The following is an 18803-nucleotide window of genomic DNA, read 5'->3' as shown; positions in this document are numbered from 1 at the left end:
TTATAAAATTTACACCGCACATCTTTGAACTTCTGCGTAAATTTAAACCGCCCATTGCAAGCCGTAGAAATTTTACCTGCATTTCTCGCGTAATTCTAAAATTAAATTTAACCGCCGCGAATTGCAATTCAGCGCGAATTCCTTATCTATATTTAATTAAATTTTAGCTACCATTATGCAAAATTTGAGGAAACATTATGAATTACGATACCTTGAAAAAAATCTTTTTTCGATTTGATCCAGAAACCGCTCATAAGATCGCAGAATTCGGACTTCGTGCACTTTATGCGACTCCGGGCGGGCTTGAAGCTCTGGCAAAATTCGGCATTTATAAAGATGAAATTTTAACTCAAAATATATGGAATCTCAGCTTTGATAACCCCGTAGGTATCGCGGGTGGCTTCGACAAAAACGCCACGATGATCGCGCCGCTGGCCGCTCTTGGCTTCGGACACATCGATTTTGGCACCTTTACGCCGCGACCTCAAAGCGGCAACGAAAAGCCGCGACTTTTTCGCCTCGTTAGCGAGCAGAGCATTCAAAACGCGATGGGCTTTAACAACGAAGGCGCCGATATTATCGAGCGTCGCGTGCGAAAAATTTATCCTTTTGTAATCCCGATCGCCGCAAACATCGGCAAAAACAAAGCCACCTCGAACGAGGATGCGCTAAGCGATTACGAAGCCTTGGGCCGTAAATTTAACGGGCTATGCGATTTTTTCATCATCAACGTAAGCTCGCCGAACACCCCCAATCTGCGTGCTTTGCAAGAAAACAGCTTCATAAGCGAGCTGATCAAAGCGATGAAAAAGATCACGAACAGGCCGCTCGTCTTAAAGCTGGCGCCCGATATGAGCGCAGATCAGGCGATCGCGCTGTGCGAGTGCGCGGTGCAAAGCGGCGCAAGCGGCATCATCATAAACAACACCAGCGTTGATTATTCGCTGAGCCCCAATGCCAGGGATTTCGGCGGCCTAAGCGGCAGGCTGATCACCGAAAAATCGCGCGAGCTTTTCGCGCAGGTCGCTCGCGAGCTCTTCGGCCGCACGATCCTAATCAGCTGCGGCGGCATAGACAGCGCGCAGGAGGCCTACGAGCGCATCAAATCGGGCGCGAGCCTGGTTCAAATTTTTACCGCCTTTATCTTCAAAGGTCCGTTCGTCGCAAAATCGATCAACGAAGGGCTGGCAGAGCTTTTGCGCGCAGACGGTTTTAAAAACATCAGCGAGGCGGTCGGGGCGAATTTAAAAGATCGCGCGGGCGAAGGATACGGCGCGAGAGGCGATCGCGCCGAAAGTCACGGCGACGGTGCGGATTTGCGCGCTTGCGAAAATAAAGACGCGGAAGCTAAAACGGATGAAATTTCAAGTGCGAGCAAAGGCGAGGAAACGGATAAAATTTCAAACGCGCCCGAAAGCAGGGATGCGAACGGAATTTCAAATGACGGCAAAAGCGAAATATCGAGCGCCCAAGCTGACGAAATTTCTGCCGCTAAAACAGATGAAATTTCGAGCGTTCAAGCAGATGAAATTTTAAGCGCTCAAACGGGCTCAAGCTCCGAATCAGACAAAAATTCTAGCGCTTCGGCAAATTTAAACGCCTTAGTAAGCGCAGCTGTCGCGACGGATCAAAGATCAATCGAGCAAAGTAGCGCGGAGAACAAAATTTCCGAGGTTAAAAATACAAAACGAAGCAGTGTAAAAAGCAAAAATTTAGAGGCTAAAAGCACAAAGCAAAGCGGCGCGGATCGAAAGTCGGATAAAATTTCAAAAACTACCTCCAAGAGCAGCGTAAGCTCCAAGCGCGGTAAAATTTCAAAGGATGCCTCGCAGAATGACGCCGCACAGAAGGAAACTCCGCAGGATAATGACGCCGCGCAGGATAACGCCTCGCAGCAGAAGGACGCCGAAGTAAAAAATCTCTCGCAAAGCGGTGCAAAGAGCGAGAATTTAGAGGCCAAAAACGCGAAACAAAGCAGCGCGGCAAGCAAAACCGCCAAAACAAAAACCGCATCTAAAAATAAAACCGCGACCAAAGCCGCGTCAAAAAACGACATAGAAAGTAAAAATTCTAAAACTAAAGCCGTGCCAAAAGGTAGCGCAGAAAGCAAAAGCTCCAAGGCCAAAAACGCAAAACAAGGCGGCGCCAAAACTAAAAATTCCGAGGTCGAAGAGACCAAAGAGCTTAAAGAGGTCAAAGAAGCGAGCGGCGCCCAAGACGCAGAGCAAAACTCAAGCAAAAAACGAAAGGCGAAAAAAGATTAATGTTTCCGAAATTTAAGAAAATCACGCTGCAAAATGGGCTTCAAATTTATCACATCCCGATGAATAAAGGCAGCGGCGTCATCAGCGTGGACGTGTTTTACAACGTCGGCTCGCGCGACGAGACGATGGGCAAAAGCGGCATCGCGCACATGCTGGAGCATCTAAATTTTAAATCCACGAAAAATCGCAAGGCGGGCGAGTTCGACGCGATCGTAAAGGGCTTTGGTGGCGTGAATAACGCAAGCACGGGCTTTGATTACACGCACTACTTCATCAAGTGCGCGAGCTCAAATTTAGAGGTCTGCTTAGATCTTTACGCCGACATAATGCAAAACTTAAGCCTCAAAGACAGAGAATTTCAGCCCGAGCGCAAGGTTGTACTCGAGGAGCGGCTGTGGCGCACCGATAACGATCCGTTCGGATACCTATTTTTCAGGCTCTATAACGCCGCGTTTTTGTACCATCCATACCACTGGACGCCGATCGGCTTTCGCAAGGACATCGAAAACTGGAGCATAAAAGATATCAAGGAATTTCACGCTAAATTTTATCAGCCGCGAAACGCCGTGCTGCTGATCACCGGCGACATCGGCGAAAAGGCGGCGTTTGATGCGGCTAAAAAATATTTCGCGCCGGTAAAAAATAAGGGCGAAATTCCGCGCCTTCACTGCACCGAGCCTGCGCAAGACGGCGAGAAGCTTAGCGTTATTTACAAAAACAGCGAGGCGCAGATCGTTGCAGTCGCCTTTAAAATTCCGCCGTTTAACCACCCTGACGCCGCGGCGATCAAAGCGATGGATATATATCTTAGCGGCGGCAAGAGCTCGCTTTTGCAGCGCGTGCTGGTCGATGAGAAAAAGCTCGCCAATCAGATCAACATCTACGATATGAGCGCCAAGGACGAGAATTTATTTATGGTCTTTGCCGTTTGCAACCAGGGCGTAAGCGGCGAGGCGCTAAGAGATGAAATTTTGGCGCTGATCGAAAAAGCCAAAAAAGCTAAAATAAGCGACGATGATATGTTAAAGATCAAAAACACCCTAAGCAGCGATCTGATCTACTCCCTCGACAGCGCTAGCAAGGTAGCGCAGATGTACGGTAGCTACATCGTCCGCGGCGATCTGGACGCGCTATTTAGGCTGGAGCGCGAGATCAAAAGTCTAGATAAAAACGCGGTTAAAAAAGTGATGAAAACCTATCTAAGCCTTAAAAGCTCCACGAACATTATCTTACGAAAGGAAAACGATGAATAAAAATGTCATAATCGGCTCTATGACGGCGCTGATCACGCCTTTTAAAGAGGGCAAACTGGACGAGCAGACCTACTCCAAGCTCATCAAAAGACAGATCGCAAACGGCATAAGCGCGGTAGTACCCGTAGGTACCACGGGCGAGAGCGCGACGCTGACGCACGACGAGCACCGCGTCTGTATCGAGATCGCCGTAGATGCGTGCAAGGGCACGGACGTCAAGGTACTAGCAGGCGCGGGCAGCAACGCCACTCACGAAGCGATCGGGCTCGCGCAGTTTGCACAGGCTCACGGCGCGGACGGAATTTTATCCGTAGCGCCCTACTACAACAAACCCACCCAAAAGGGACTCTATCTGCACTATAAAGCGATCGCGAGCTCGGTAGATCTGCCGGTGTTACTATATAACGTCCCGGGTCGCACCGGCTGCGACATAGCCGCAGATACGATCATCAAGCTTTTTAATGACTGCGAGAACATCTACGGCGTCAAAGAAGCCAGCGGCAGCATCGATAAATGCGTCGATCTACTCGCGCACGAGCCGCGCCTTAGCGTGCTTAGCGGCGAGGATGCGATCAACTATCCGATCCTAAGTAACGGCGGTAAGGGCGTGATCTCGGTCACTGCAAATTTACTGCCTGATTACACGGCGAGACTAACGAAATTTGCTCTACAAAATGAGTTTTTAAAGGCCAAGCAGATCAACGACGATCTCTACGCGATCAATAAAATTTTATTCTGCGAGAGCAATCCGATCCCGATCAAAGCGGCGATGTATATTGCAGGCCTAACGCCGAGTTTGGAGTACCGCTTGCCGCTTTGCGAGCCGAGCGCGGAAAACCTCAAAAAAATAGAAAACGTAATGAAACAATACACTATAAAAGGATTTTAATTGACGAACGAATTTAAAGGAAAAACGCTAGTTATCAGCGGCGGCACGAGAGGCATAGGCAGGGCGATAGTTTTGGAATTCGCAGCTGCGGGGGCAAATATCGCTTTTACGTATAATTCCAACGAGGAGCTAGCGACTTCGCAAGCAGCCGATCTTGAGAAGGCTTACGGCATCAAGGCGCGCGCTTATGCGCTCAATATCTTAGAGCCCGAGACCTACAAAGAGCTCTTTGCCAAGATCGACGAGGATTTTGCGCGAGTGGATTTTTTCATCTCAAACGCCATCATCTCAGGTCGCGCGGTCGCGGGCGGATACACTAAATTTATGAGACTAAAGCCGCGCGGTATCAACAATATCTTTACCGCAACCGTAAATGCCTTCGTCGTGGGCGCTCAAGAAGCCGCAAAGCGCATGGAAGCGGTAGGCGGCGGCTCGATCATCTCGCTTAGCTCCACGGGAAATTTAGTCTATATCGAAAACTACGCGGGTCACGGCACTGCAAAAGCCGCCGTCGAAGCGATGGCGCGCTACGCCGCAACCGAGCTAGGAGAGAAAAACATCCGCGTAAACGTCGTTAGCGGCGGACCGATCGAAACGGACGCGCTGCGGGCCTTTACGAACTACGAAGAGGTGCGCGATAAAACCGCCGAGCTTAGCCCACTAGGACGCATGGGACAGCCGGAGGATCTGGCGGGAGCATGTTTATTTCTATGCTCGAGCAAGGCTAGCTGGGTGACGGGGCACACCTTCATCGTCGACGGCGGAACGACCTTTAAATAATGCTAAATTTACCCAATATTTTAGCGAGCTTTCGCGTTGCGCTGGCGCCGCTGTTTTTTTGGCTGATCTTACTAGCCGGCCATGCGAACGGCGGCATGGTGGGCTCGGTGCACGTAAGCTGGATCGATTATTTCGCCGCGCTCGTCTTCGTAATCGCCTCCGTCACGGACTTTTTCGACGGATACATCGCGCGCTCTTGGAACCAGAAGACCAAACTAGGCGCCATCATCGATCCGCTCGCCGATAAGATGCTTACGCTTGCGGGTTTTTTGGGGCTTATGTTTATCGGGCGCGCTAGCCCGTGGGCGATCTACTTAATCCTAATCCGCGAGTTTTTCATCACGGGGCTTCGCGTGGCGATGGCGGGCGACGGCGTAGAGGTCGCCGCGTCGATGGCGGGTAAGGTAAAAACAGTCTTTCAGATGATCACTATCGGCTGGCTAACGATGCAGTGGCCCTATGCAAACGCCCTGCTCTGGATCGCGGTCGCACTGACGCTATATTCGGGCTTTGAATACGTCGCAGCGTATGCTAAGGCTACGAAAAAGAGTTAAATTTTAGAATTTAGACTAGATATGGCTTTCGTAGTTGAAGAAAAAATCGGCATCGTAGAGCGCCAAAACGCTCGCTTAAAGCGGGTTTTGGCGATAAAATTTCAGCCCGAAATTTCACCTATATCGGCGGCGTTAAATTTTATAATTTAACACTATCAATTTGCGAGATAAAATTCTATAGATGCTTAATCTGTAAGCGTACGGCGGCAAGCTAAGCCTATAAATTTTGTTATATAAAATTCCGCCGCGTAAATTTCACGGCGCAGAATTCCGTCTAACCGCCGTGCAAAATTTCAGGGCGGTGCGGCAGTATTTTAAAACATAATGGAATTTCAAAGAGCGACAAAATTTCAGAATATGACGACTTGCCAAGACATAATGAAATTTCAAAGCATAGCGGCATTTCAAAGCACAAAGCCTCGTGCGGTAAAATTTTATAATCCACTCCGCAAAATCTCGCGGTAAAATTTCGCTTTTAAAATTTTAAATTCCTCTCGTCCTCCATCCGCCGCACGCCCTTTATTTAGTTAAATTTATATCCCGAAACGACGGGCTAAGCTCAAAAAGCCAACCAAGTTAAAAAAGCGAGCTAAGGCTTTAAACGGCGATCTAAGCTTAAAATTTGCAAAATCATAGTAAGCTTAGCCTATTTTTTACAAAGGTCTGAAATTTGAAAAGCATAATTTTAACACTGGCGATCCTCGCGGTCGGATTTTATTTTTACTCGATAAATTTTATGGTCACGGTGCTGGCGATCAGCTTCCTCATCTTTTTCCACGAGCTGGGACATTTTTTGGCGGCGCGGGCGCTGGGCGTGGGGGTGAACGTCTTTAGCGTGGGCTTCGGCGAGAAGGTCTTTACCAAGCGCATCGGCGCGACGCAGTACGCCATCAGCGCGATCCCGCTGGGAGGCTACGTGAGCCTTAAGGGGCAGGAGGATTTGGATCCCGCCGCAGTAAGCGCGGACCCTGATAGCTACAACTCCAAAGGTCCGATCGCGCGCATAATCATACTTTTTGCGGGGCCGTTTTTTAACCTGCTGCTTGCGTTTTTAATCTACATCGCGCTGGGCTACATCGGCGTCGAAAAGCTAGCGCCCAAGGTCGGCAAAATTTCGCCAGGCTCCGCCGCGGCAAGCGCAGGGCTAATGCTAAATGATGAAATTTTATCAATCGACGGCAAGCGGATCCGCGAGTGGGACGACATCTCAAGGCAGGTAACCGCAGCACCTCTAAGCTTAGAAATCATGCGCGGCGGCGAGCGGATGAGCCTACAGCTCACGCCGAAGCTCGGCGAGAAAAAAACCATCTGGCGCGAGAGCATTAGAGTGCCGCTCATCGGCATTTCACCCGATTACAACGCGACCGTGACGCTATATCACAAGGGCGCGAGCTCGCTTAGCTTCGCGTGGGATCAGACGGTGGAGGCATCAAAGCTCATCTTGATAGGGCTCGAAAAGCTCGCCAGCGGCGTCGTTTCGCCTAAGGAGATGGGCGGTATCGTCGCTATCACCGACATCACCTCAAAGGCGGTCGATTACGGCGCGGCGGTTCTGCTCGCGCTCGTGGCGCTAATATCGGTAAATTTAGGGCTTATCAACCTCTTTCCGATCCCAGCACTCGACGGCGGGCACATCGCATTTAATCTATTTGAGCTCATCTTCCGCCGCCCCGTACCAAAGCGGGTGTTCGTAGGCGCCAGCTACGTAGGCATGGGGATTTTAGCGCTTTTAATGATATTTACGGTGCTAAATGATTTCGCTAGAATTTTAGGATTTTACAAATGAGACTGGATGAAATTTTAAAGCGCATTGAGGCCGCGAAAGCAGGCGCGGGCGAAGTGCAGCTCGTCGCGGTAAGCAAAAACGTAGGCACGGATGAGGTGCGCGAGCTGTATTCGCAAGGACAGATCGCATTCGGCGAAAATAGAGTGCAGGAGCTAAAGCGCAAAAGCGAGGCCTTGCGCGAGCTGCCGCTAAAGTGGCACTTCATCGGCACGCTGCAAAGCAACAAAATCAATCAGCTCATCGCTCTGCGCCCGACGCTGTGGCAGAGCTGCAACAGTTGCGAGCTCGCGCTTGCCGTAAATAAGCGGCTAACTTATCCGCTAGATACGCTGCTGGAGATCAACGCCGCGGGCGAGAGCTCCAAAACTGGGCTCGATAAAAACCGCGCGGTGGAGGAGTTTTTGCGCATCAAGCAAGAGTGCAAAAATCTAAATTTAATCGGCGTGATGAGCATCGGCGCGCACGTGAGCGAGCCCGCGCAGATCGCGCGAAGCTTCGAGGCGAGCCGCGAGATCTTCGATGCGCTCGTGCCGCACGGCGCGCGGATCTGCTCGATGGGGATGAGCGATGATTTTGAGCTCGCGATCAAATGCGGCTCGAACATGATCCGCCTGGGTAGAATTTTATACGCCTAGGCCCCGAGGGACGGGCCTTAGCGCGCGAGCAAATTTTATACCGCTTTTATTAGGCAGCGCGCTTGATTTGCCGCGCAAGCTAAATTCGGCGCATAACTTGAAATTTAGCGCAATGCTTGATTTTACGTGCTACTTAAATTTAGCGCGTTATTGAAATTTTACGCAGCGCAACAACACGGCATCAAATTTTAAACCTCGATAAAATTTATTCGCAACGACGCAAATTTCAAAAACGCGACGATATAAAATTCTAAGCGCAATCCATATAAAGACAGAATCTTAAAAGGCGAAATTTCAAGTAGCGGCAGCTGGCGTACATCGCGCGCACGCTGGTTCAGGGCGCGAAAGTGATCTTTATGGACGAGCCGACAAATGGGCTGGATTTTGGCAATCAGATCAAGTTGCTCGAGATGATAAAGGCGCTAGGCGATGAAGGCTACACCTTTGTGCAGACGACGCACTACCCGCGCCACGCGAAGTTCGTTTCAAATTTGACGCTGTTTATAAAAGACGGCGAAATTTTAGCTTTCGGGCGCAGCGACCGGCTCATAAACGCCGAAAATATCGATAAAATTTACGGCATAAACTACGAAAGATACGAGGATAGATTATAAATTTTACGGGCGCGTAGCGCCGTTAAATTTAGCCGAATTGGGGTAAAATTGCGCGCATTATATGGTTTTCGGCAGCAAAACGGCACGTCTATAAAATGCCGCATGGGCCGCGACTGCGGTAACGTAAGCGGCAAACCGAATTGCTAGCGAGCAAAACGTCTAAATTTAAACGATAAATTTAAAGGAAAATCATGACTCCGCGAGAGATATTTTTAAACGGCTGCGCCGAGATCGCAGCAAATTTCACGGACTTCAAGCCCACGCAAAAGGGGCAAAAACTAACAAAGCTCGCAAGCAACAAGGAGATTTTATTTGAGATTTATTTTAGCTCCAGCATGCGCAACTACTCCGGTAGCGTGAGCATCCTGCCGCAGGTCGCGATCTACTGCAAGCGCCTAAAAAAGCTGATGCAAGAGGAGCTGTCCTACTCGACCGACCTTGTTTTCGTATCGTATCTGAGCTATCTCACGCCGCGCAGGCAGTTTCGCGACTGGCAGCTCGCGGGCGCTAGCTTTGAACCCAGCGTGCGTGAGATTAGCGCGGCTATCAAGGATTACGCGCTGCCTATTTTTGAGCTTTTTGAGGACAAACAAAAGGCGGTGGAGTTTATGAGGCGGCACGGGGCTAAATTTAACAAAAATCTAAGCGCCTTCGATCTGCGCCCGATCTACTTTGTATATTATTTCGGCGGCAAGGACGCGGCGAAGGCGTTTTTCAACGTCTGCCTAAGCGGTTGCACCTACAAAGGGCGATTTTATAAGCTTTACGAGGAGCTTGCAAACGGCGCGGAGGCAGATTTTAGCAGGAGTTTGTTTTGGGGCGATACGGAGGCGAAATTTGCATTTATAAAAGGACTTAGAATTTTAAATGGCTGAAGCTTTAATTCAAATTTTAATCGTAATTTTTAGCGTCTTACTTCTGGGCGGGATTATTTGGACGCTTTTTTGGCGCAACCCTCGCAGGCTTAGCTCGCGCGAGCTTGCCGCGATAGATGGGATAAGCGAGGTAAAAAGGCTTTCCGTGCGACCGTTTCTGTTTTGGTTGGAGCGATTTTTTATCTCATGCGAGAGCCTTTGGTTCGATCAGGATTTCATCTACATTTTTGACGGACAGAAGCTCGCGGCGAAGTATAAATTTGAGCAAATTTTAGAGCTTGAAGTTACAAAAATACGGATAAATCATGCTAGGATTTGGCGGATCCGCTTTGCAGGCGGCGCGAGCGAGCTTGAACGTGGCGGCGCAAACAAGCCCGAACAAGACGGCGCGAGCGAGTATAAATTTGTGCCCGCCGCTTCGATTTTTACGCCAAACTTTAAAGAATTTTTGCAAATTTTACGCGAGAAAAACCGAAGCGCGATCAAGACGAAGCCGAGATTTTGGGAGACCGTTTAGCGCGGCAGAATTTTACAAAGCGATTTGCAAAAAATAGAAAAGGCGCGGAGCCTTCGAGCGCGATCGCCGTAAAGGGCAGCAAAAGCTACGCGCAAAACCGCAAGAGGCGAAAAATAGACAAAAGGGGGCAAAATGAAACGCTGGAGCAAGCTTCAAAAACGGCTTTACGAAATTGTGGATGAAAGCATTGATTTTAAGCTCCACTGCACGGTTTATCGGATGCAAAGCAGGCACGGCAGCACGGATTTGCCGCGATATTTTATCACGCTTGCGGGCGAGATTATTTTTGACTACCCGAAGGATTTCGTGCTAAAAAGCGGCGGCGTAAAAAGCCTAGCACAGGGCGCTCTAACGAAAATTTATCCGTATGGTAACGACATAAGCGACATCGGCGAGCTTATCCGCGAATATATCGATACGCCCAAAGAGGAGTTGTTTGCAAAGCACTTTGGTGCCGATGAATGGGGGCTTGCAAATATCCTAAAGGCCGCCGACAAACGCATCGGCAAAAGGAGGCTGCAAATTTTAGCCAAAAACAGGAAAAATCAAGCGATGCAAAAGGTGATAGCGGCTAGGCTGGAGGCTTACAATAAATCCAAGCAGCGATTTAAATGCGGAGCGAACAAGCGTGGACGACAAACTAAAAATTTTGATTTATGAGCGGACTTTTTAAAATTTAGCTACGATCATTCGGTGAAAATTTAAAGAATTTAGAGCAGATAAAATACGCAGGGATGGGCTTGCCTTAGTACTTTTCGCCGGGCAGTTTGAAATTTCAGGCGGGTTTAGGCGCGGCGCATAAATTTACGCTAAAATTTAACGAAAACCGGTGCGATCTGCCCGATAAATTCAGGAAAGGATAATTATGATTCTACCTTCAAACTACGATGAGATCGACTTTGACGCGCTTTATAAGGCGCAAAAGGCAAAAAGCTCATTCGGCAAAAAACTGGCCGAGCATTGGGACAAAAAGGCGCCCAGCTTCAACGAAGGCGTGATGAAAAGCGCCTACGCGCAAGAATTTATAGATAAGGTCGATTTTGCGGACGTTTCTACGTTGCTTGATTTTGCGTGCGGAGCGGGGCGCTAAGCGTGCTGGCGGCAAAAAAGACGGATCAAATTTACGGCTACGACTTTTCGCCGAGGATGCTAGAGTTTGCCCGCGAGAACGCTAAAGCTTACGGCGCGAAAAACGCTAAATTTGCGCAAAAAGCCTTTGAGGACGACTGGTCTGACGTGCCTGAGTGCGACGTGGTTTTTGCTTCGCGCTGCCTTGAGGTGGACGATCTAAAAGCCGCGCTTAAAAAGCTTCTTTCAAAGACTAAAAAATCGCTTTACATCACGTTTAAGGTGGGCGGCAGCTTCGTGGATGATGAAATTTTGGATGCGATAGGGCGCGAAGTGGAGCAAAAGCCAGGCTTCGTCTATCTTTTAAACATCTTGTTTCAAATGGGCTATCTGCCGAGCCTTGGCTATATTAAAGCCTGGTGTCACGGCGGCGGAGCGAAAAGTGCGGAGGAGTTTGTGCAAAAGACGCGCTGGATGCTCGGCGGCGAGCTAAGCGAAGCTGAGGAGGCGCGGCTGGCGGAGTATTTTAACAGCGGCAAATACGAGCCAAAGCGGGATTTTATGCACTGGGCGTTCGTGCGGGTGGATAAAACGGATGAGCTTTAGCTTAGTTGCCTTATTTTATGAATGAAGCAGGATAAATTTTGAAGCTAAATTTAGCTAGAAATGAAGCGTAAATTTAGCCTGCTAAAAATTTTATCGATAAAATTGCAGGAGCCGGTAAGTATTCATTTTTAAAAATTTAATGCAAAATCGGGATTGCTTGTCCGCTAAAAAAGAAGCAAGTCAAAAAACTCGCTTCATTAAATTTAAAACGCTACGGAGTAAAAAAGCAAAATTTGAGCTAAAATAACCGAGAAAGGCGGTAAAATGCAAACGCAAAAAGACAAAACCCCCGCGGACATCAGCCAAATTCCGCAAGAAATTTTAAAAAGCTACGATAGATTTCGCTTTTGTAGATATCTGCTTTTCGGGACGCTTTTGACCTTCCTGATTTATATCGTCGTGTTTCTTACGTTTGTACATGATGCGCCCATAATGTCTTTTTATGCATGCTCGCGCTATCTACGATAAATATACTCGTCTGCCTAAACAGGCTGAAGTATAAAAAATATGCCCTGCTTTTATTTAGCGATGCAGATAAAGCCTTTATGGATACATGTGGCTGCGATATTTTACGTCCTTTATGCTTTAATCGGATTTTATTTACAGATAAAATATCACATAGACTGGGATACGCGTCAGATTATACCCGCTATTTTTATCGCTATTTTGGTGGCGATAACAACATATAACGCAAATCCGGAATTTGACGCCGATGAGACCGTGTATCTATCGGCACCAAAATCGCAGACAAAAATCGGCGGAGCGGTCGCTGATAAAATTTCCAGCGAGCAAAATTTTAACAAAACAAACGGCGAGGCGCAAGCTACCCAAGATGAAGCCGCTAAATTTGAGCAAAAATTTAATGACGCGAGCCTTGAAACAGAATCTATCCAAAGAAAAGAGGAGGCACTAGAGTACGGCAAAGCTCTAGAACAAATTGCAAAAAATTTAAAGCAAAAATATCAACTTCACCGTTTGATCAGATTTGCTTTCGCGAGTTTTGCGACAACGGTTTTTTTGATTTTATTTTCACCAGATTCGTATGAATTACACTGGGCGTTTATAGTTAGCGCCGTTTGCACGATTATATTTCTCTTTTCAAAACGCAGATACAGTAAACTTTTCGTAGAAAATCCCGAAAAAAGCAATACGATTTTCGCGATAGAAAATTTTGCGATTATGACATTGGTTTTGTATTATCCCATTATGGCTATAGCGTTATGGCTTGCCGGCGGCGGTAGTGAATCTAGCGATATAGGGCTATTTTTTGGCTTATTTTATATTCTAGCAGTGACGCCTGTGTCCGTTATTACTATCCTTGTTTGCCTAGCACGCAACTTAAGCGTTTATAAAGAGATAAAAGAGTGAAATTAGTAAAATTTAAACGAATTTTTAAATAACTTTATCGCTCAAATCTCTTTCAGCAGATCCTTGTCGGAGTATCCTTTTGCTGTGGAATGACAGCTTAAATTTAGAATTTAAATCAATCCAAAGCAGAGCACTTTGCGTCTTTAAATTTGCAAGCCCACCATTTAAATATATCTATTTATCTACGTTCATTAAAACGCTTTAAATTAGCTGAGTATAGAAGTAAGAAAATAAAGAGCGTGGAGATTTTAGGCATAGCAAATGCGTTTAAATTTGATCTTAAACGCTCAAGGCTACTGCGTTAGCTTGCATTTCAGCGCCTCTTGTAAAAGCGCATTGGCTACTACTCTCTCCTTTTTTACGAAGATAAAATTTTCGCCGTATTCGCTCTGCAGCTCGCTTTGTGGATCGGCACCCGTATGCATCACTATGATATTTGCTTTTAAATTAGATCCGTTTAGCATCTTAGCGACGATGTCGAGCTTTTGCTGATTTGCGATCGTTAGGATGATGACCGACGCATCGCGCGCATGCAGCTCGTCTATCGCAGTTTTTTGCATTATATTTACAAAGTATATATTCTCTCCGCGCGATTTGCCCAGATCCACAAGCTCTAAATCGCTCTCGGCGACTACGTATAGCAGCCCCTGATCTTTAAGGCGTAGCACAACTTCTTGCCCTATCCTGCCGTAGCCTGCTACAATGATATGATTTTTCATCGGCGGGATTTGAGTTTTATGCTCCTCATCCTCGAGCTTTTCAACTTTAGACTCGAAACGGTTGGCGATTTTGTTTAAATTTTTAAGAATAAACGGCGTTAAAATCATCGTCGCTGTTACGACTGTAATTAAAATTTGCCCGTTTTCCTTACTTAGCATATCGCGGCTCATCAGTAGCGAAAAGATCGCAAGCGCAAACTCACCTATCTGACATAGCGATAGCGCCGCTTTTAGCGCTATCCTTTTGCCGGTCGAGAGAAATAAGATCGCGTAAATCATAACCGTTTTAAGCGCCATTATAACGATAATAGCGAGCAGGATCAGCCCATAGTGCGAGACGATGACTTCAAAATTTATCTGCATGCCGATCGTGATAAAAAAAAGTCCCAGCAGTATGTCTCGAAACGGTGTCAGATCGGCCTCTATCTCGTGTTTATACTCGGTTTCTGCGATGAGCATACCCGCGATGAATGCGCCCAGCGTGTATGAAAAGCCAAAAACATGCGCCAAAAAGCTAGCCCCCACGACGGTAAAAAGGATGGTCGCGATGAAAATTTCTTTAGAATTTGTCCTTACGACGTAGTAGAGGAAGCGGTTAAAAGCAAATTTACCGAGCACGAAAAGGATCACTACCACTATGGCGGCGCTTACGGCGGTTTTTAAGATTAGATAGTTCACGGGGGTATTGTCAGTCGAGCCGAATATGTCAATCATCAGTAAAATGGGAATGACAGCGAGGTCTTGAAAGAGCAGGATGCCAAGCACCTTGCGCCCGTAGTTTTGGTTGATTTCGCCTGTTTCGTTGAGCGTTTTTAGCACGATCGCCGTCGAACTAAGCGCGAGCGCAAGCCCGATAATCATCACGGTTTTTATGTTTCCGCCGAAAGCTTGATCGATGATGAGCGCTAGAATAATACCGGTGCCAAGCACTTGGAGTATGCCATTAAAAAACACGTCCTTTTTCATGCTCATCAGGTGATGGAAGCTAAACTCAAGCCCGATGGTAAACATCAAAAAGACGATGCCAAATTCCGCCAGCTCGGACATATGGGCGTTTTCGACACTGCTTAGACTATAGATCTGCGAAAAGCACACGCCCGCGACGATATAGCCGATGATGGTGGGAATTTCAAAAATTTTAAAGACGATATTTAGCACTATCGCAAGCGCGGTGATCGCAAGAAATAGCTCTATAACAAGCTCCATTAACTCCCTTTTTTGTAAGATTGTGCATAAAATTTAGCGCTAAATTTATTGTCAAATTTTACATTATCCGCGACCATTTACCGGAGGCGATAATCGATGAAATCTATCTTTTCATATAAATTTACGGGTAAATTTCATAATGTGATTTTACTAAAATCCCGCTTAAAAATAGAGAAATTATGTCGCACTTTATCGCTAAATTTAGAGGCTCGCGACAAAATTTTAAAATCTAACGCGGCTTGAAATTTTAAATTTTAAAGCTAAATTATATAAGACGGCTTTTAAATTTAATCGCAAGTAAATTTACTTGGGTTTGCTTAGCGCAACTTTAAATTTGACGCGCCCACAAATCCTCTCTGAAAATCAAAATTTATCGCTTGAATCTACGCTTACGAGGCGATCTTGCTTTTTGATAGCATTAAAATCTCAGCTTATAGCACCAGGATCTGATTTTTGCTGAGCTTTAAAATTTTTATTTCGCAAACCTTAGTCTGTCTCTCCGCCAAGCTCTAAAATTTTAGCTCGCAGCTCCTCGATCTCGCGCTCATACTCGGCGATCCTTTCTTGCAGGCGAAAGATCACGTCCACGCCCGCAAGATTGACGCCAAGCTCCTTTGTAAGGTTTAAAATCATACGTATGCGGTCCATATCATGCGCCGAGTACAGGCGCATCTTGCCCTCCGTGCGCCCCGGGCTTACGAGTCCTTCGCGCTCGTATTGCCGCAACGTCTGCGGATGGATATCTAGGACCTTTGAAACTATCGATATGAGATAAACCGGCTCATCGTAATCATGCATTTTGATGCCTCCTTATAGCTTTTGCAGCGCGGCTTTGACGTCCTCGTCCAGCGAATCGATGTCGGGCAAAACGACATTTACCACCGCGTATAGATCGCCTAAAATTTTACTCTTGCGGTTTTGCACGCCGTAGCCTTTTAGGCGGTATTTCTGCCCGTTTTTGGTATTTTTTGCGATCTTTATTGTTGCGCTTTTGCTCGGCGTAGAAATTTCTACTTTTCCACCAAACATCGCCGTTTTCAAAGGCACGTCAATCTTTTTGAAAAGATCGTCGCCTTCGCGGCTGTACTCGGCGCTTGGCGCGATTTTTATTTCCAAAATTAGATCGCCGCTTTGAGCGCCTGATTTTTGCCCCTTGCCTCTGATGCGAAGTTTCTCTCCTGCGTTAATGCCTGCGGGTACTTTAAATTTAACCGTCTCGCCGCCCACGCGCACGCTCATCTCACCGCCTTGTATCGCGGTTTCAAAAGGAATTTCAATCGAGCTGTGCGTATCTAGGCTCTGTGTGCCGCCAAAGCCGCCACCGAAACTACTGCCGCTAAAGCCACTAAAACCCTCGCCACCGCCGAATGTGCTAAAGCTAAATCCACCGCGCGAGCCTGCGCTTTTTGCGCCGAAAGAGCCGCCGAAAATGCTGTTTAGGATGTCGTTTAGATCGCCCATGTTTGCCGAGCCCTGCGCGAAATCGTGGAAATTCTGTCCGCCGAACATCTCGTCGCCGTGGCGGTCATACTGCGCGCGCTTTTTCTCGTCGCTTAAAATTTCATACGCGGCGTTGATCTCTTTAAATTTATCCTCAGCTCCTGGTTCTTTATTGATATCTGGGTGATACTTGCGAGCTAGCCTGCGGTAAGCTTTTTTAATCTCCTCGGCGCTTGCTGATTTATCCACGCCTAAGGTTTCGTATAAACTGCTTGTACTTGCCATTTTAATCCTTAAAATCTTAAAATTTATGTAGATTATATCATAAAACTTTAGTGAGTGTCAATCAAGTTTGCTAAATTCTATTTATAAATTTTAATTTTGCGTTAAGAATATATTAGCGGACAAAATTTATAATTCTGCCAAAATTTCATTATCACAAAGGAAGCAAAAATGAAAAAATCGATCATCATATCGATAGCTTTAGCAGGTGCGCTTTTTGGCGCTAGTATCGACATTAAAGAAGCTCCAAGCAATTATGAGCGCGTAAATCCGGGCTTTAATCAAGACGTGGTGCTTTCGTATCACAGCTCGCTTTCGGACGTAAAAAAATCCGTCGTCAATATCGCAACTAAAACCAAGATCAAAGCAGGCAATAGTCCGATGTCGCAGATGTTTGACGATCCGTTTTTTAAGCAATTTTTCGACTTTGACATTCCGCAGCAGCAGGAGCGCGAGGGAAGCTCGCTAGGCTCTGGCGTCATCATCTCTGAAGACGGCTATATCGTAACGAATAATCACGTAATAGAAAACGCCGACGAGATCGTAGTTACACTACTAGAAGGCGATAAGGAATATAAAGCCAAGGTAATCGGCACCGATCCTAAAACCGACCTTGCGATCATCAAAATCGACGAAAAAAACCTCTCTGCGGTTAAATTTGCCGACTCGTCCAAGGCTATGGAGGGCGACATTGTATTTGCTATCGGAAATCCTTTCGGCGTGGGCGGCACCATCACTCAAGGCATCATCTCGGCGCTAAATAAAAACAATATCGGGTTAAATCAATATGAAAATTTCATCCAAACCGACGCTTCGATCAATCCGGGCAACTCAGGCGGCGCGCTAGTGGATAGCCGCGGTGCGCTTTTGGGAATAAATTCCGCTATTTTAAGTCGCGGCGGCGGGAATAACGGCGTAGGCTTTGCGATCCCTTCAAATATGGTAAAAGAGATCGCTGAAAAGCTCATCACAAACGGCAAGATCGAGCGTGGCTTTATAGGCGTTACGATCTCAGATATGTCTAAAGATCAAAAAGAGCTCTATGAAAGCAAAGAGGGCGCGCTAATCTCAAGCGTCGAAAAAGACATGCCTGCCGATAAAGCAGGCATCAAGCGCGGCGATTTGATTACCAAAATAAACGGCAAATCTATCAAAAACGCCAACGAGCTAAAAAATTTAATCGGCTCAATGGCTCCAGGAAGCTCAGTGGATGTAGAATTTGAGCGCGACGGCAAAAGCAAGAGCACGACTATCAAGCTAGACGCGATGAAATCCGACTCCACCACCTTAGGCTCAGCCGGCGAGGACTCAAAAAGCGCAATAGAGGGGCTAAAGCTAAGGACGTTAAATGACAGCTTGCGCCGCAAATATAACCTCGACGACGATGTCTCGGGTGCCCTCGTCTTAAGCGTCAAAGATGGCTCAAAAGCCGATGATTACGGCTTTGAGGTAGGCGACGTGATCATCCAAGTGGGTCAAAACGATGTCAAAAGCTCAGACGACTTCGATCGATACATCAAAGATTACAAGGGCAAAAAGACCCTAGTCTGGGTTATCAGACGCGGAATTCCGCAAGGTCTTGTAATCCGCTAAGCTTGGTCCACTAAGCTTAGCGGCGAGAAACGCGAAAGCGTTAAAATTTAACCGCGGCGAGCCCAGGACAAAGCATTACGGAACATGCGAATAAGCTAACAGAATCTTTTGAGGTTTTGGACTTTTTGTAAGCGAGATTTCGAGCTTTCGAGCGTAAGAGATACATAAACTATAAAAAGGGCTTCCGGCAGCATTAAAGCTACCGGAAGCTCTCTGTTATTTCAAGCACCTCTGAAAGCCCTCTGTTATTTTAATTAAACAGCTCCAAAAGCCCTTTGCCATTTCAAACACAACTGAAAGCCCAGATTTTTCGCTTGAAATTCTTAGAATTTTGCTTTTGTTTTCACTTGGAAT

The 18803-nt window shown here is 46.9% G+C and carries 19 protein-coding genes and 1 pseudogene; 16 read left to right on the top strand and 4 right to left on the bottom strand.

Going from position 1 to position 18803, the window contains the following annotated elements:
* Nucleotides 1-197: 197 nt before the first annotated feature.
* The 5 genes and pseudogenes from Q0620_RS00465 to pgsA form a co-directional block, all read left to right on the top strand.
* A pseudogene (locus Q0620_RS00465) lies at nt 198-1250 on the top strand (quinone-dependent dihydroorotate dehydrogenase); the annotation flags it as partial.
* Nucleotides 1251-2263: 1013 nt separating this feature from the next.
* Nucleotides 2264-3517, top strand: coding sequence for a pitrilysin family protein (locus Q0620_RS00460; protein WP_298782718.1), 1254 nt, complete (start codon nt 2264-2266; stop codon nt 3515-3517).
* Nucleotides 3510-4406, top strand: coding sequence for a 4-hydroxy-tetrahydrodipicolinate synthase (gene dapA / locus Q0620_RS00455; RefSeq protein WP_297880386.1), 897 nt, complete (start codon nt 3510-3512; stop codon nt 4404-4406). The genes Q0620_RS00460 and dapA overlap by 8 nt, the downstream gene beginning before the upstream one ends.
* On the top strand, nt 4407-5186 hold the full coding sequence (locus Q0620_RS00450; protein ID WP_291937459.1) for an enoyl-ACP reductase: 780 nt from the start codon (nt 4407-4409) through the stop codon (nt 5184-5186).
* Nucleotides 5183-5740, top strand: a complete 558-nt coding sequence (gene pgsA, locus Q0620_RS00445; RefSeq protein ID WP_298782720.1) for a CDP-diacylglycerol--glycerol-3-phosphate 3-phosphatidyltransferase — start codon at nt 5183-5185, stop codon at nt 5738-5740. Before Q0620_RS00450 ends, pgsA begins: the two co-directional genes overlap by 4 nt.
* A 274-nt stretch (nt 5741-6014) precedes the next feature.
* Here the strand turns inward: pgsA and Q0620_RS00440 are convergent, their stop codons facing one another.
* Nucleotides 6015-6185: a hypothetical protein gene (locus tag Q0620_RS00440; RefSeq protein WP_298782715.1), complete on the bottom strand. Its 171-nt coding sequence runs from the start codon at nt 6183-6185 to the stop codon at nt 6015-6017.
* Nucleotides 6186-6410: 225 nt separating this feature from the next.
* Between Q0620_RS00440 and rseP the strand changes: the two genes are divergently transcribed.
* The 10 genes from rseP (at nt 6411) to Q0620_RS00390 (ending at nt 13209) form a co-directional block, all read left to right on the top strand.
* Nucleotides 6411-7526 (top strand): RIP metalloprotease RseP, encoded by a 1116-nt coding sequence (gene rseP, locus Q0620_RS00435; RefSeq protein WP_298782713.1) that lies wholly within the window; start codon nt 6411-6413, stop codon nt 7524-7526.
* Complete coding sequence (locus Q0620_RS00430; protein ID WP_298082818.1) at nt 7523-8161, top strand: YggS family pyridoxal phosphate-dependent enzyme; 639 nt, start codon at nt 7523-7525, stop codon at nt 8159-8161. Before rseP ends, Q0620_RS00430 begins: the two co-directional genes overlap by 4 nt.
* Nucleotides 8162-8508: 347 nt before the next feature.
* The gene (locus tag Q0620_RS00425; RefSeq protein WP_298782711.1) at nt 8509-8775 is read left to right on the top strand and encodes an ABC transporter ATP-binding protein; all 267 of its coding nucleotides are present in this window, start codon (nt 8509-8511) and stop codon (nt 8773-8775) included.
* Between the two features lie 191 nt (nt 8776-8966).
* Nucleotides 8967-9650 carry a hypothetical protein gene (locus tag Q0620_RS00420; RefSeq protein WP_298782709.1) on the top strand — a complete coding sequence of 228 codons (684 nt, stop codon included), beginning with the start codon at nt 8967-8969 and terminating at the stop codon, nt 9648-9650.
* Nucleotides 9643-10167: a hypothetical protein gene (locus Q0620_RS00415; protein WP_298782707.1), complete on the top strand. Its 525-nt coding sequence runs from the start codon at nt 9643-9645 to the stop codon at nt 10165-10167. Before Q0620_RS00420 ends, Q0620_RS00415 begins: the two co-directional genes overlap by 8 nt.
* Before the next feature lie 132 nt (nt 10168-10299).
* On the top strand, nt 10300-10827 hold the full coding sequence (locus tag Q0620_RS00410; RefSeq protein ID WP_298782705.1) for a hypothetical protein: 528 nt from the start codon (nt 10300-10302) through the stop codon (nt 10825-10827).
* Nucleotides 10828-11032: 205 nt separating this feature from the next.
* A complete protein-coding gene (locus tag Q0620_RS00405; RefSeq protein WP_298782703.1) occupies nt 11033-11257 on the top strand; it encodes a hypothetical protein in 225 nt (74 codons plus the stop codon).
* A gap of 2 nt (nt 11258-11259) precedes the next feature.
* Nucleotides 11260-11841: a class I SAM-dependent methyltransferase gene (locus Q0620_RS00400; protein ID WP_298782701.1), complete on the top strand. Its 582-nt coding sequence runs from the start codon at nt 11260-11262 to the stop codon at nt 11839-11841.
* Nucleotides 11842-12105: 264 nt separating this feature from the next.
* The gene (locus tag Q0620_RS00395) at nt 12106-12309 is read left to right on the top strand and encodes a hypothetical protein (RefSeq protein WP_298782699.1); all 204 of its coding nucleotides are present in this window, start codon (nt 12106-12108) and stop codon (nt 12307-12309) included.
* 39 nt (nt 12310-12348) lie between these two features.
* Nucleotides 12349-13209, top strand: coding sequence for a hypothetical protein (locus Q0620_RS00390; protein ID WP_298782697.1), 861 nt, complete (start codon nt 12349-12351; stop codon nt 13207-13209).
* A gap of 293 nt (nt 13210-13502) precedes the next feature.
* On the opposite strand, the gene Q0620_RS00385 is transcribed toward Q0620_RS00390, so the two are convergent.
* The 3 genes from Q0620_RS00385 to Q0620_RS00375 form a co-directional block, all read right to left on the bottom strand.
* Nucleotides 13503-15134, bottom strand: coding sequence for a cation:proton antiporter (locus Q0620_RS00385; protein WP_297880647.1), 1632 nt, complete (start codon nt 15132-15134; stop codon nt 13503-13505).
* 486 nt (nt 15135-15620) lie between these two features.
* A complete protein-coding gene (locus Q0620_RS00380) occupies nt 15621-15932 on the bottom strand; it encodes a helix-turn-helix transcriptional regulator (RefSeq protein WP_291937486.1) in 312 nt (103 codons plus the stop codon).
* Between the two features lie 12 nt (nt 15933-15944).
* Nucleotides 15945-16859: a DnaJ C-terminal domain-containing protein gene (locus Q0620_RS00375; RefSeq protein WP_298782694.1), complete on the bottom strand. Its 915-nt coding sequence runs from the start codon at nt 16857-16859 to the stop codon at nt 15945-15947.
* A gap of 168 nt (nt 16860-17027) precedes the next feature.
* Between Q0620_RS00375 and Q0620_RS00370 the strand changes: the two genes are divergently transcribed.
* Nucleotides 17028-18449, top strand: coding sequence for a Do family serine endopeptidase (locus Q0620_RS00370; RefSeq protein ID WP_298782692.1), 1422 nt, complete (start codon nt 17028-17030; stop codon nt 18447-18449).
* Nucleotides 18450-18803: the final 354 nt, after the last annotated feature.

Origin of the sequence: uncultured Campylobacter sp. (genome assembly GCF_938017615.1) — a bacterium.
GTDB lineage: Bacteria > Campylobacterota > Campylobacteria > Campylobacterales > Campylobacteraceae > Campylobacter_B.
Note: the sequence above shows the minus strand (reverse complement) of the source record. Positions and strands in the feature narration are given on the sequence as shown.